This window comes from Sutcliffiella halmapala, assembly GCF_050107295.1.
GTDB classification, from domain to species: domain Bacteria; phylum Bacillota; class Bacilli; order Bacillales; family Bacillaceae_I; genus Sutcliffiella_A; species Sutcliffiella_A halmapala_A.
This window is the reverse complement of record NZ_JBNIKR010000012.1, coordinates 60,448-73,754: the sequence shown is the minus strand read 5'-3', so window position 1 is coordinate 73,754 and position 13,307 is coordinate 60,448. Positions and strand designations below refer to the sequence as shown.

The 13,307-nt window shown below is 43.1% G+C and carries 14 protein-coding genes and 2 riboswitches; of the genes, 4 read left to right on the top strand and 10 right to left on the bottom strand.

Annotation, left to right across the window (positions count from 1 at the left end; genetic code table 11):
* Positions 1 to 61: 61 nt before the first annotated feature.
* The 3 genes from ACQCT5_RS18290 to ACQCT5_RS18280 form a co-directional block, all read right to left on the bottom strand.
* Positions 62 to 1,105 (bottom strand): ribonucleotide-diphosphate reductase subunit beta, encoded by a 1,044-nt coding sequence (locus tag ACQCT5_RS18290; RefSeq protein WP_499643908.1) that lies wholly within the window; start codon positions 1,103 to 1,105, stop codon positions 62 to 64.
* A 21-nt stretch (positions 1,106 to 1,126) separates the two neighbouring features.
* Entirely contained in the window at positions 1,127 to 3,484 is a 2,358-nt protein-coding gene (locus ACQCT5_RS18285; RefSeq protein WP_499644060.1) for a ribonucleoside-diphosphate reductase subunit alpha, read from the bottom strand.
* Positions 3,485 to 3,529: 45 nt separating this feature from the next.
* Positions 3,530 to 3,723, bottom strand: a riboswitch (cobalamin riboswitch).
* A 121-nt stretch (positions 3,724 to 3,844) separates the two neighbouring features.
* Positions 3,845 to 4,684: an STAS domain-containing protein gene (locus ACQCT5_RS18280; protein WP_499643906.1), complete on the bottom strand. Its 840-nt coding sequence runs from the start codon at positions 4,682 to 4,684 to the stop codon at positions 3,845 to 3,847.
* Between the two features lie 195 nt (positions 4,685 to 4,879).
* Between ACQCT5_RS18280 and ACQCT5_RS18275 the strand changes: the two genes are divergently transcribed.
* A complete protein-coding gene (locus ACQCT5_RS18275) occupies positions 4,880 to 5,782 on the top strand; it encodes an aldo/keto reductase (RefSeq protein ID WP_499643904.1) in 903 nt (300 codons plus the stop codon).
* 232 nt (positions 5,783 to 6,014) lie between these two features.
* Here the strand turns inward: ACQCT5_RS18275 and ACQCT5_RS18270 are convergent, their stop codons facing one another.
* Positions 6,015 to 6,245 (bottom strand): hypothetical protein, encoded by a 231-nt coding sequence (locus ACQCT5_RS18270; RefSeq protein WP_499643902.1) that lies wholly within the window; start codon positions 6,243 to 6,245, stop codon positions 6,015 to 6,017.
* 310 nt (positions 6,246 to 6,555) lie between these two features.
* On the opposite strand from ACQCT5_RS18270, the gene ACQCT5_RS18265 reads away from it, so the two are divergent.
* Positions 6,556 to 7,824 carry a dicarboxylate/amino acid:cation symporter gene (locus ACQCT5_RS18265; protein WP_499643900.1) on the top strand — a complete coding sequence of 423 codons (1,269 nt, stop codon included), beginning with the start codon at positions 6,556 to 6,558 and terminating at the stop codon, positions 7,822 to 7,824.
* Between the two features lie 56 nt (positions 7,825 to 7,880).
* On the opposite strand, the gene ACQCT5_RS18260 is transcribed toward ACQCT5_RS18265, so the two are convergent.
* The 3 genes from ACQCT5_RS18260 to ACQCT5_RS18250 are packed head-to-tail and all read right to left on the bottom strand — an operon-like array spanning position 7,881 to position 9,133.
* Positions 7,881 to 8,195 carry a DMT family transporter gene (locus ACQCT5_RS18260; RefSeq protein WP_499643898.1) on the bottom strand — a complete coding sequence of 105 codons (315 nt, stop codon included), beginning with the start codon at positions 8,193 to 8,195 and terminating at the stop codon, positions 7,881 to 7,883.
* Position 8,196: 1 nt separating this feature from the next.
* Positions 8,197 to 8,538, bottom strand: coding sequence for a DMT family transporter (locus ACQCT5_RS18255; RefSeq protein ID WP_499643896.1), 342 nt, complete (start codon positions 8,536 to 8,538; stop codon positions 8,197 to 8,199).
* Between the two features lies 1 nt (position 8,539).
* Positions 8,540 to 9,133, bottom strand: coding sequence for a TetR/AcrR family transcriptional regulator (locus ACQCT5_RS18250; RefSeq protein WP_499643894.1), 594 nt, complete (start codon positions 9,131 to 9,133; stop codon positions 8,540 to 8,542).
* A 151-nt stretch (positions 9,134 to 9,284) separates the two neighbouring features.
* Here ACQCT5_RS18250 and ACQCT5_RS18245 point away from each other — a divergent pair, with 151 nt between their 5' ends.
* Positions 9,285 to 9,437, top strand: a complete 153-nt coding sequence (locus ACQCT5_RS18245) for a hypothetical protein (RefSeq protein ID WP_499643892.1) — start codon at positions 9,285 to 9,287, stop codon at positions 9,435 to 9,437.
* A gap of 13 nt (positions 9,438 to 9,450) precedes the next feature.
* Positions 9,451 to 9,780, top strand: coding sequence for a hypothetical protein (locus ACQCT5_RS18240; RefSeq protein WP_499643890.1), 330 nt, complete (start codon positions 9,451 to 9,453; stop codon positions 9,778 to 9,780).
* 61 nt (positions 9,781 to 9,841) lie between these two features.
* Here the strand turns inward: ACQCT5_RS18240 and ACQCT5_RS18235 are convergent, their stop codons facing one another.
* From ACQCT5_RS18235 to ade, 3 genes are all read right to left on the bottom strand, one after another.
* A complete protein-coding gene (locus ACQCT5_RS18235; RefSeq protein ID WP_499643888.1) occupies positions 9,842 to 10,336 on the bottom strand; it encodes a hypothetical protein in 495 nt (164 codons plus the stop codon).
* A 127-nt stretch (positions 10,337 to 10,463) separates the two neighbouring features.
* Positions 10,464 to 10,976, bottom strand: coding sequence for a universal stress protein (locus tag ACQCT5_RS18230; protein WP_499643886.1), 513 nt, complete (start codon positions 10,974 to 10,976; stop codon positions 10,464 to 10,466).
* A 108-nt stretch (positions 10,977 to 11,084) separates the two neighbouring features.
* A complete protein-coding gene (gene ade / locus ACQCT5_RS18225) occupies positions 11,085 to 12,809 on the bottom strand; it encodes an adenine deaminase (protein ID WP_499643884.1) in 1,725 nt (574 codons plus the stop codon).
* A gap of 129 nt (positions 12,810 to 12,938) precedes the next feature.
* Positions 12,939 to 13,040: riboswitch (purine riboswitch) on the bottom strand.
* Positions 13,041 to 13,307: the final 267 nt, after the last annotated feature.

Genomic DNA, 13,307 nt, shown 5'->3' with positions numbered 1-13,307 from the left:
TTGGTGAGAATAAAAAGCCGGTAGCAAGTTTTAACTCAGCTACCGGCTTTTAACGTTTAATTCAAAGCTCATCAAATCCATTGTCCACTACATTCACTTTTGTATACTGCCTGGATTTCTGTTCGAAAAAGTCTGATTTGCCAAGGTCGACCTCTTCATATGCCTTGATCCATTTCAAAGGATTGGTGCGGTATCCTTCGAAGGGGCGCGCGTAACCGAGCTGATTGCATCTTACATTGGCATAGAACCTAATATATGCCTCGACGTCCCCGATATCTATCCCTGCAATTTTATCTCCAAGGATATGCCTAGCCCAGTCGATTTCAAGTTCTGCTGCCTCGATAAAGGTTTGGGTGACAAAGGTTGCCAATTCATCTGTATCATATTCTGGATACTCCAACAGTACCTCTTTGAAGATTTTCACGAATAAGTCCACATGTATCTGTTCATCACGGTTGATGTAATTGATCATGGTGCTGGATGAGACCATTTTCTGCTGTCTTGCCAGATGATAGAAAAATGCGAATCCCGAATAGAAAAACAGTCCTTCCAAAATGACATCATAGATGATGGAATGAAGAAAGCTCTCCACATCCGGCTTTTCTGCAAATGCGGCATATCCATTTGTGATAAAGTCATTTCTTTTACGGAGTATCGGTTCAGTACGCCAGTATTCAAAAACCTCTTCCTGTTTTGACCGGGAAACCAGACTTGATAATACATAGGAATAGGAATGGTTATGAATGACCTCCTGTTGGGCGAGCATGATCATCAGTGCATTCAAGCTGGAATCGGTTAAATAGTCCGCCACTTTTCCTGCATAATCCGTTTGTATGCTATCCAACAATGCAAGAAGTCCGATGATTTTTAGGAAGGCATCCTTTTCATCAGGTAAAAGCTCGGAAAACTGTTTGATATCCTGGGACATATTTATTTCAAAGGGCGACCAGAAATTGGCGAGCATTTTTTTGTATTTGGGATAGGCCCAGGAAAAGGCGACATCGTCCCAGTTCAGCACGTTCGAGCTCTGGCCATTTATTATTTTCGTCGATCGGTTTGGAGCGGTTGCGTCCATCAGTAATCGTGAAGTCAGTGAAGCAGTCATCGTTGTTTCCCTCCTAAATTATCAGCTTGCACAAGAATCGCATTCTTCTATTTCTTTTGAAGTGGACCTTACATAGTAGGTAGTCTTCAATCCCTGTTTCCATGCATCCAGATGCAGATCAAGGAGCGCCTTTGCTTTGATTGCATTGGTTACATACAGGTTAAAGGAAATCGCCTGGTCAATATGCTTCTGTCTGGCCGCGTTCTGGGCGATGCTCCAATGCTGGTCGATATGGTAGGCTGATTTATAGAGCCATGTGGTGCTTGCATTCAAATCAGGGGCAGTCACCGGAATTTTGTAATCCTTTTTTTCCTCGGAATACACTTTCAGGAAAATTGGATCGATGCTTGCTGTGCTGCCTGCAATGATAGAGGTGGTCGCATTAGGGGCCACTGCCATGAGATAGCCGTTACGGATGCCGGATAAGGCTATTTGCTCCTGTAAGCCTCCCCAATCAAAAATGTCATCTGTTTGATAACCTCTTTTACTGAAATACTCCCCGGTATACCAATCGGATCCTTCAAATGCTGGGTATGCGCCTTTTTCTTTTGCTAGGGCTGCACTTGCCTGAATCGTATAAAAGGCGATTTCTCTATAGAGTGAGTCTGCAAATTCTACCGCCTCTTCACTTTCCCATTTGATTCCCTGCAAGGCCAAAAGATGATGCCAACCGAATGTTCCCAATCCGATAGCACGGTATTTCTCATTGGTCAGCTTGGCTTGAAGGACCGGAATGTTGTTAAGATCAATGACATTGTCGAGCATCCGAACCTGAATAGCTACCAATCTCTTCAGGACTTTAGCGGGGATAGCCCGCGCAAGGTTGATGGAGGAGAGGTTACATACAACAAAGTCCCCTGGTGTCTTCACCGTCACTATAGCGCCGTCTTTTACAAATTGCTTGTTCGTGGTGGTGGCACTTTGGTTCTGGGTGATTTCTGTACAAAGGTTGGTGCAATAGATCATCCCAAGGTGATGGTTGGGATTCATGCGATTGACCTCGTCACGATAGAACATAAACGGACTTCCTGTTTCAAGCTGGCCACGCATGATGCTTTTCATGACATCGATGGCTGGCACTTTATCATGATGCAGGGAAGGGTGGTGCACACACTCCCAATATTTATCCCGGAAGCTGCCTGCTCCTTTTTGTTCATCAAAGAAATCCTCAAGCGAATAGCCCATCACATTTCGCACTTCATGTGGGTCGAACAGGTACCAGTCGCCACGGCTTTCCACCTGCTCCATAAATACATCTGGAAGGCAGACACCAGTGAATAGATCATGGGTACGCACCCGTTCATCCCCATTATTGAGCTTGCTATCGAGAAAAGGGAAAATATCCTTATGCCAGACATCCAAGTATACAGAAATGGCCCCTTTGCGCTGTCCCAGTTGATCTACACTAACCGCCGTATTGTTCAACTGCTTCATCCAGGGAATGACCCCGCTCGATACACCCTTGAAACCACGGATATCACTTCCACGACTGCGGATTTTTCCTAAATACACGCCGATTCCGCCACCTGACTTTGATAGATTGGCAATATCTGTGTTACTGTCATATATTCCTTGTAAGCTATCATCCACAGTATCGATAAAACAGCTCGATAGCTGTCCATAGCTTTTCCCTGCATTGGAGAATGTGGGTGTCGCGACCGTCATGTACAGATTGCTTAGTGCCCAATATGCCTCTTTTACCAGTTCGATCCGATTGTTTTCTTCCTTGGCCATCAAGGTCATGGCAATTATCATGAACCTTTCTTGCGGAAGCTCCCACAGGACCTTGTTGTAGCCTCGGGACAGATAACGGTCTGCCAGCGTCTTGAGGCCGATGTATGTAAAAAGCTTGTCCTTTTCCGGATCGATGAACTTTTCCAATTCCTTTATTTCTTCAGTGCTATATGATTCCAGAAGTGACCGATGAAAAATGCCCATTTCCACCAAGGAATGTAAAAGGTAATAGAAATTCTCGTAGGGGGTGTCGGTGCCGCGAGTGGCGCACGCTTCCTCATATAATTGTCTGAGAAGAATCCGTTCAGCAACAAAAGTCCAATCTGGCTCATTCTCGGAAATGTAGCCAATCGCCTCCAAGGTTAGATGCTTATAGCCTTCCGTATTTTGACTTCCAACCAGCTTATCTGCTTTATCGAGGAACGATTCTGTTGCCAAGTGGGGGAATTCAGCCAATATACCATGAATCCAAGCTTTGGTATCCAAAGTCTGGTTTGTAATATTTAATGTTGAAGTAATCATATGCCGTTCACTCCGTTTCGCATTAATAAAAAAAATCCACCCAGGATTGAGTGGATCAAACGATAATAGAATACGTGAAGGAGAATACCTCCAACGCTGAAATAGGAAGAGGTATTGATTCATGCAAGCTTCTAGCACCGTTTCATCATCTCAACTCCCGAAGAATAAGAAACTAGTTCGAAAAGGCAGGTCTCCTGACTTGTGCTTCTTCCTACATTGACCCTTCCCATATAAGAGCCGTTAAGCCTACTTATACAGTGGTGATTCAATTCGTCTGCACTTACAGTTGCGGGGACAGTTCCGGAATTTCACCGGATTCCCTATTAAGTCTTGTTAAAGACACCTTTTTCGCAAAAATACTATATGTAGTTATTTTTAATATTTGAATAACTGTATTTTGTGTTTTGTGATAAATCTATCATAATCCATCTTTAAGTATATTACAATCAAAAAATAAAAAAAGAGCTGCAACATGTGCGGCTCCTAATTCTTCAACTGGAAATCCTGCAAGATCTGTTCGATGGACCCTGTAATCTGGATATCTGTCAAACTCACACCAGTGGAGATGAATTGCAAGCTCAGTTCCGGTCGTAATCCGGTAATGATCGGTGTAATCCCGATTAATTTCAGGGAACGGATCAGCAAATCTAATGTATGCACTACAGTCTCATCCAATTTATATACGCCTGAAAAGTCAACGATCAACTTATTGATAGACAAATTTTTGCTTTTCTGCAAAGTTTCTTCAATCAGTATGCTTGCTCTAAGCTCATCGATCTCTCCAACCAAAGGAAGAACCGCGAGACCTTCGAAAAGTGGCACGATTGGGATGGAAAGTCTGATGAAGCTCGTCCTGGTGTCCTGTATTTTCTGTTCGGTTGCAAGTGTGAATGCATGGCTGAAGCCGTAGACGATGATATTGAAAATCTCATCAATGTGGATGAAAATCTCGGTCAGATGATTCAGATGGATGCCTTCCTTGGCGCCTTCCTCCTGAATGAAATTCCATAGTGCACGTTTATAGAGAGTCATATTCGATAATGCGTCCTCCAAGGAACCTCCAGCCTGAACAGACATGATACCGACGGATTCACCCCAGTCTTTTGCCTCATCCAATACTGTATTCACCGGGTCCTGCACGTACTTCCCAATAAATTTAATAAGAGTCTGGAAGATTTCTTTTATTGCAGCCTGGTGATGCGGATCTCGGTATTCCGAAATTTCAGGATAGGCAAGCCTTATATCATTCAGTATTCTTTCTGATAGTTCAATCTCTGATTCTAGCATTTTCTTCCCAATCTTATGGTGTACTGCTGTAGGCATGGTAGTATCCTCGCTTTTTGTCAATTTTTATCTATCTTTTATTTTAATCAATAGTAGAACAGAAGTATATCCTTACATACTTCATATAGTAAAAAAGTTTTGTTTTTTTTAATAAAATCTTTCTATCAATTAAATTGGTAAATTCTCCGACAACCTAGTATAATCCATTTTGAAGAAGAAAAGGAGTGGAGATAATTGGAGAAAATACATTTATCTAAAGAAGTATCTATTTCCCGGATTGTCCATGGGATGTGGAGATTGCAGGAATGGAATTATACGAACGAGCAAACACTCTCTTTTATGGAACAGTGTCTGGAAATGGGCGTGACGACGTTCGATCATGCCGATATTTATGGAAATTATATGGTGGAAGAAAAGTTTGGTGAAGCCTTGGCCCTCAAACCTTCTCTGAGAGATAAAATGGAGCTGGTGACCAAGTGCGGCATCAAGCTGATTTCATCCAATAGACCGGAACATAAAATCAAATACTATGATACAAGCAAAGAGCATATCACCTGGTCGGTTGAAAATTCATTGAAGAACTTCCAAACGGATTATCTGGATTTACTGCTCATCCATAGACCGGATCCGTTCATGAACCCGGAGGAAGTAGCAGAAGCATTCACTGCTCTAAAGGAGTCAGGAAAAGTGAAAAGCTTTGGAGTATCGAACTTCAAACCTGCAGCTTATAAGCTATTGAATTCATATTTGGATTTCCCGTTAGTGACCAATCAGATCGAAATCTCTGCCACAAATCTGGAGCATTTCGAAGCAGGAACAATTGAGCTGTGCCAGCAGGAGAGAGTGTCACCGATGGCCTGGTCGCCACTTGGCGGAGGCTCGATTTTCACAAGCCAGGAAGCTGGTGTGGTCAGGGTGAGAAAAGTGTTAGAACAGGTAAAAGGCGAGATTGGAGCTGCTTCGATCGATCAAGTGTTGTATGCATGGTTGTTAGCTCACCCGGCAAAAATCATTCCGATAGTCGGGTCAGGGAAAATTGAGCGTGTAAAAGCGGCAGTAGAGGCGACAGAGCTTTCTCTGTCCAGACAGCAATGGTTTGAAATCTATGAAGCGTATAGAGGACGTGAAGTGGATTAAAGTCGTAAGCAATGTTTATGACTAGCGTTGATTTTTTAAGAATCTAGCTGTTGATTGGAGCAATTGGCGAAGACTCCGGCGGGTGTTGCGTTTAGTGGAGACCCCACAGGCGAAGCCGAGGAGGCTCTCGCAAGCCCCTTGGGTCGCTGCGCCTGTTGCGTGCGGAAACCAACTGCGGTGTTTAAAGTGCCAAGTAAAAAAAGCAGGCATCAGGCCTGCTTTTTTGTATGGATTAAAACTTCAACTGGTTGTTTCTTTTATTTATGAATTTCTTGAATATGTCAGAAAAAAGCATCAGCCCTATAAAACCAAAAATTAAGTATGACAGGTTGAAGTATAGCGCGGGATCGATCCGAACGTGATCTGTAGCGGCGGCTACCTTGATGATCTGATAGGAATCGATGGCCACTTTTGCTGCAATAAGAACAAATATTGCCACCATAACTCTCCAAATTAATTTCAACGAAAACCCCTCCATCTTTCTGCATGAAAATTTTTCTATTTGTGAATGCTATAAAAGTTTAATTTATGGGTAAATAAAAGTAGAAAATCGTTGTTAACTATATCAAAAATTTGAAAAGAAGACAACCCGACTTTCGTACCTGATCTCTGTAATATAACACATGGCGCAAAAGTTAATCTATCATAACTCACTTTACAGATTATTATATTAGACGTAGAATGAAAAAAGTCGCCTTTTGTGAATTACATACATCTCCTGTAATTTTCTTCAAAAAACATTATATCACTATTGCAAAAGGGAGGAACATCATGTGAAAAAGAAGAAAAAATTATCACTCACGAAAAAAATAATCATCGGTCTTATTTTAGGTATTCTAGTAGGTCTTGTAATTAATTTATACGCTCCGAATCTATATGAACCTTTAGATAAATTCTTGTTTCAGCCACTAGGTACGATCTTCCTTAACTTGATCACCATGTTGGTGGTCCCAATAGTCCTCATTTCCATTACGCTCGGTGTCGTGGGCCTTGGGGATACCAAGAAGCTTGGATCTATTGGACTGAAAACCATTCTGTACTTCCTGGTGACAACTTGTATCGCCATCACAATCGGATTAACATTGGCTTCTGTTATCGAGCCTGGTAATGCAGGGAATTTTGAGGATATGCTGGTGGATAAGCTTGCTGAAGATCAAAAGCCCGAAGAAGCTCCACCGGTTCAAGAAACACTGCTGAATATTATCCCTAAAAATCCAGTAGAAGCTCTTGCCAAAGGAGAAATGCTCCAAATCATCGCTTTTGCCGTATTTTTGGGTTTTGCGATTAACGTACTGGGTGAAAAGGCGGTCATGGTCAAGACCTTCTTCGAACAGGCGAACGATATTGTCATGTTCCTCGTTCACGTTGTTATCAAAACAGCACCATATGGGGCATTCGGCTTGATCGCCTCAGCTGTAGGCGGGCTTGGCATTGATGCCATAAAAGCGATGAGTGCCTACTTTATGGTAGTTCTCTTGGCATTACTTATCCACTTTTTCGTTACCTACGGCGGAGCGATATTATTCCTGGGGAAAACAAACCCGATCACCTTCTTCAAACGTTTTATTCCGGCGATGAGTGTTGCTTTCAGTACTTCAAGCAGTAATGCCACTCTTCCTGTATCCATGGATGTAGCACAGGAAAACCTTGGTGTGCCAAAGCGTATAAGCAGCTTTGTTCAGCCTCTTGGTGCGACCATCAACATGGATGGTACAGCAATCATGCAAGGGGTAGCGACTGTGTTTATTGCTCAGGTTTACGGAATAGATCTGACCTTGACACAATTATTAACTGTTGTAGGTCTTGCGGTTATTGCAAGTATCGGAACCGCTGGAGTTCCTGGAGTAGGATTTATCCTCCTCGCTATGGTACTGCAGCAAGTGAACCTGCCTGTGGAAGGGATTGCTCTGATCCTGGGTATAGACCGTCTTCTCGATATGACGAGGACAGCGGTAAATATTACAGGAGATGCTGCAGGAGCTTACATTGTTGCAAAATCAGAGGACAGCACATTAGAGATACCCGAAAAAGAAATGGATTAATAGAAAAGCCACTCCGCGGAGTGGCTTTTTGAATTTTGGTTGAGCTTCACTCGTCGCTACGACGTTATTTTCAATCCCACCACCCCGATGATAATCATCGAAAGCAGGAGCATGCGAACGATGCTTTTTGATTCCTTGAAAAGAAGCATCCCTAGAAGAACACTCCCCGCTGAACCGATACCTGTCCAAATGGCATAGGCTGTACCCATCGGTATTTCCTTCAGTGAAAGCGAAAGAAAGTAAAAGCTCATCATTCCAATTACAATAAAGAGGATAGAAGGGAGGAGACGCTTGAATCCTTCAGCCTTTTTAAGCGAAAGAACGGCACCAACTTCACAAAAACCTGCTATCGTCAAATAAATCCAAGCCATATTATCCTTCCTCCCCCTGAACTTCTGCTGGAGTCGTGAGTTTCAAACCGATAATGCCCGCAAGCATCAGTCCTATGAAAAAAAGCTTGAAAGCACTAGCAGTCTCCTCAAAGAATAGTATGCCGACAATTGCTGTCCCTGCTGCACCAAAGCCGGTGAAAATGGCATAGGCGGTTCCTATCGGTAAAAACTTCAAAGATTTCGAGAAAAGGTAAAAGCTGACCGCAAGTGTTGCAATGGTAACCACGCTCGGCACAAGCTCCGTAAAGCCGTTGGAAAAGCGCAGTCCAAGAACCCAAACTATTTCAAGTAGTCCTGCTAAAAAGATGAAGACCCAATGCATGTTATATTCCTCCTTGATGTATTCCCTTCCAGTAATGATCAAAAGCATGAGAAACTTTCGCTTCATATTCTTCAGGCTGGTAAAAAAAGCGTTGAACGAAAAGTCCATCTATTAAACAATAAAAGGCATCAATCAATGGTAGAATCTCCTGATCCTTTATTTGTTCTGTCCGGATGGCCTCGATGAATATCCTGTTTAGAATCTCGGTTGTATGTGCTTCACTCTGTTTGAATTGTTCACGGGTCAACTCTTGAAATTGTTCTTCCGGAAATAGCATCGAGCGCTTGTAAAGAAGCCCAAGCTGCTCATCCTTCCAAAAATCAACCATGCTTATTACCATTCCAAGCAATTGTTCTCTGGTTGACTGATGATGGGCATCTTGATAGGTCATGGTGATTTTTTTTGTGAATACATCCACCAATTCAATAATGACGGTTTTATATAGTTCATCCTTGTTCTTGAAATGCGCATAAAGGGAGGGTTTTTTAATTCCCACCATATTCGCGACATCATTAAGGGAGGTACCATAGTATCCTCTTTGGGCAAAAAGCTGGAGCGCACTTTTTTTAATCTTGTCGTAAGTGGAAGGGGGCATATTTTATCGGCACCTTTCTAATCATCCTTATCTACCTACCGTTCGTTAGGTTATAAATTTATACTACTACCAACCATCCAAAAAAGCAATCTCCATGTTTTAGATTAACGATATGGGGTAAGTAAAAGTAAGAGATGAGGGAGGAATTGATGTGAAAAGAAGATTGAAGAAGAAGCTTGAAAAAAGACAAGCTCTATTCAAGTCACATGCTGAGCATCGTGCCATCGGGCATACGCAGCGTCTGGTCAATGCACATCAGAGAACTCAAAGTAATACACATAAACCGACAGCAAGAGAACAATGAGGAGGGTATTTCCTTGAGTGAAAACACACTACGGACAAAGAATCAGAGTTTTAGGGAAAAAGCGAAATATGCAGAGGAAGGATCCTCCTTAAAAAAGGATGCAAAAAGCGTAAGCAGGATCAGTCGGCATATGGAGCGGGAAAAGAAGCGGAAAGAGCAGAAGGCCCTTCAACCTGCCTATGAAGTTTTTGTGAACGACAACTCTTTTCGCGTCAAAGGAGTAAAATCAGAAGAAGAAGCCATTGATAAGCTTTCCAAATGGAGCGCCTTCCACAATATGGTCAACAAGATGAAGAAAAACGACGAAGAAGTAAATATCCATGCCAAGAAAATTCAAGGATAACAAAAACACGCCACATATGAATCGTGGCGTGTTTTTGCTGGTTTTCCATTGAATTAATTGCTTAAAAACACTGGAATGATCTGATTCTGTTAGTGTCAATACCGAAGTAAATCCAAGTGAAGAACCACCAACGGTAGCCGGCTACTGACCTTCTGCCGATGTAAGTTGGCCAGAACCAGAAGCCTTCCCCGTTATTTAGTCTAACCCAGGTATAACGACGTAAGCATCTCCGCATCGCTCCCGGATCAACTGCAAATGCAGTAGGCCCACCTGCACCATAACCCATCACTTCAGGTGGAGGAGATGATGGTGGAGGTCCCGGTGGAGGTCCACCCTGTCCGCCTCCTTGTCCTGGAGGTCCGAATCCGCCTGGTCCTTGGCCAGGGGGTCCAAAACCTTGTCCTGGAGGTCCGAATCCGCCCGGTCCTTGGCCAGGGGGTCCAAAACCTCCTCCTTGACCTTGCCCTGGCGGAGGACCAAATGGCGGAGGTCCACCTTGCCCGGATCCTGGTCCGAATATTTGAGGCAATCCAGGTAATTGTCTATATGGATACATAGGGATATCTCCTTTCGTGTAGCATCTATATACGGTATGCGTTAGCCTATGGATTGGTGAAGATAGGCGTTTGAAAGCACAAAAAAGCCAGGTCTTTCCAGAAGGAAAGACCTGGCCCAGCCGGTTATCACTTTGCAACAAGTACGGGACAGGTGGCAGAATTTGTGACCTTATCGCTGACGCTGCCCAGAATAAGTTTCTTTAAACCGCCCAGTCCGCGGCTCCCGATAATGATCAGGTCATGATTTTGTGTTTCGGCAAATTTGCAGATGGTTTTGGCAGGATCTCCGTACATTATCTCCACCGGAGCTTCAACACGTTCCTGTGCCAGTAGTTCCCGGATTTCCCTGGATGATTCCTCTGTCGGATCATTGTTGGTAGCCTGTGGATGGCGGTCGGTTGGGACACGCTCTTTGACATTGTTGGCGTACATATTCATACCTTCGAGTCCAAAACCTCCGACAGGCATGACTTCAGGCTGCCTTGATGAAATGGGGGCTCCCGACATTTTTTCCTCCAGTACCTGCAGCACTGTAATATTAGTATCGAGTCTTCTCATCATATCGATGCCTAGCTTGAGAGCTTTGACGCTTCCGTCTGATCCATCATATGCAATGAGGATATTGTTGAACGAGTGCATGCTATTCCTCTCCCTTTTTTTAATCTGATCGTTTGTAATTTAAGTACCCTGTACCTAGACTTTTAAACGTAGATGAAGAGGGGAGAGGAAGGCATTTTTTGTAAAAAACTACTGAATGGAAATATGTCTGAACTCTGTTACTTCAAACAATCCTGATTCGGTAAGCTTTAATGCAGGAATAACATGCAGGCTCAGAAATGAGAGCGTGACAAATGGATTGAAATCAAGCTCCATCCCTATTTCTGTTAATGAGTGATGAAGGTTGTTTAAATGCTCTAAAACCTGCTCCAAAGGCTGCTCTGACATCAAACCGCAAATTTCCAAAGGTAGAGTGGCAATTGGTTCTTGCTTTGATACAATGACCATCCCTCCCTGTATATCCTGAAGTGTTTGAATGGCAACGAGGAGATCATCGTCATTGGTTCCGACAGCTACTATATTATGAGAGTCGTGCGCAACGGTAGATGCAATCGCTCCATTTTTTAACTGCAGTCCTTTCACAATGCCAATTCCGATTTTCCCGGTGCCTTTATGCCTTTCGACTACTGCAAGCTTCATCTGATCATTTTTTGTGCATGGAAGGAATTCGCCTGCGCTAGTTTGTACCATTTCTTTTATATACTTGGTGACAAGGCTATTAGGGATGATTTCAATAATGCTGCAAGGCACTGAACCATCCACAGGCAGCTTCAATTGGTCCTTTGAACACGTTTTGATGTGGACAGAATCTGTGAGTTCTTTTGGGACGGAAAGAGGAAACTTCGATAAGCCCTTTGATTGGTCTGTTACCAGTTTTCCGCGCTTCAGGACTTTTTCTATTTCCAGATTCTCCAGATCGCCTACTAAAACAAGGTCCGCGTGGTAGCCTGGCGCGACTGCACCTTTTTGAGGGAGGGAGTAACATTCCGCTGCATTCAATGTGGCCAACTGAATGGCAAGCAACGGATCCATTCCCTCTTGAATCGCGAGCCGAATATTATGGTCGATGCTTCCCTCCCGAACTAGATCGTCGAGGTGTTTATCGTCCGTGCAAAATAAAAAGCGCCTTGCATTTCGATTATTAACAGCAGGTAACAGTGCTTTCAGGTCCTTTGCGACCGAGCCTTCCCGAATCATGACATACATCCCCCGCCTGATTCGAGCCAAAGCTTCCGTTGCAGTAACACATTCATGATCCGTTTTTATCTGGGCACTGCGGTAGATATTGATCGCCGTTTCAGTCAAGCCTGCACCATGCCCATCTATCTGCTTTCTTTCATTCCAAGCGTGGGTCAGTTTTTCCAGCATCTCTTCATCGGTATCTCTGACCGCCGGAAAGTCCATCACTTCTGCCAGTCCCAGTACTCTTTCATTCTCATAAAAAGGTGCAAGGTCTTTTGCATGCAGAGTGGCACCATTCTGTTCAAATGGCGTAGCAGGGACACAGGAAGGCAGCATGAAAAATACATCCACCAAGGAATCCTTGGTTGCATTAATCATGAACTGTATGCCGGCGGCCCCGCTGACATTGGCAATTTCATGAGGGTCGGTGATGATGGTGGTTACGCCATGCTCAATTAAAGTATTGGTAAAATGAAAAGGGTGAACCATTGAGGATTCCATATGGACATGTCCATCAATGAAACCGGGACAAATATACGCACCTTTGGCATCCAGGAAATCTATAGCTTCGTAGTCTCCTATTCCAATAATCATTCCATCTTTTATTGCTAGATTATCCTCGATGATTTCGAGATTGAACACGTCAACGATTTTCCCATTTTTGATGACAAGGTCAGCGGGAGTGGTTTTTGCAGAAGCTTTGATAAGGTTTGTCAGGTTGGTTGTATTCATTTCAATCTCCTCCAATAAAAAATAAAAAACTCCATGGAAATCCTGGAGTTTGACATTAGAGAAGTGGCAAAATGGCTATAATTTGTTTCCGTTCTACATAAAAAGTAGGTTTTTGCCGAAAACATACATATAGTATTTGCTCCATCCCGTAGTCAAACTGTTTAAGGCAGTTTGGTAGAAACTTATGGACCATATCTCCAAGATTATACGAGTAGCACTTTATACTTATTCATTTAGGTAATTGTTCAACATTATATGGGTGAAAAGAAGGGTAGTCAAGAGAATTGGAATTCGCGCAATTATTAGAATTATATTTTTGTGGTTGGACTTCTTGTAAAATGGGTAAGTAGTAATGTTCAAGTAAAGGAGAACACGGGTATTACAGGGATCCGTCGTATTTAATTCTAATAGATGAAGCGTAGAATTATGTATGCTTACCCTAAAAAAATTAGGGGATGCTCCGAATTACTGTAAAGATTTTTGTTGTGAAATAGGGGG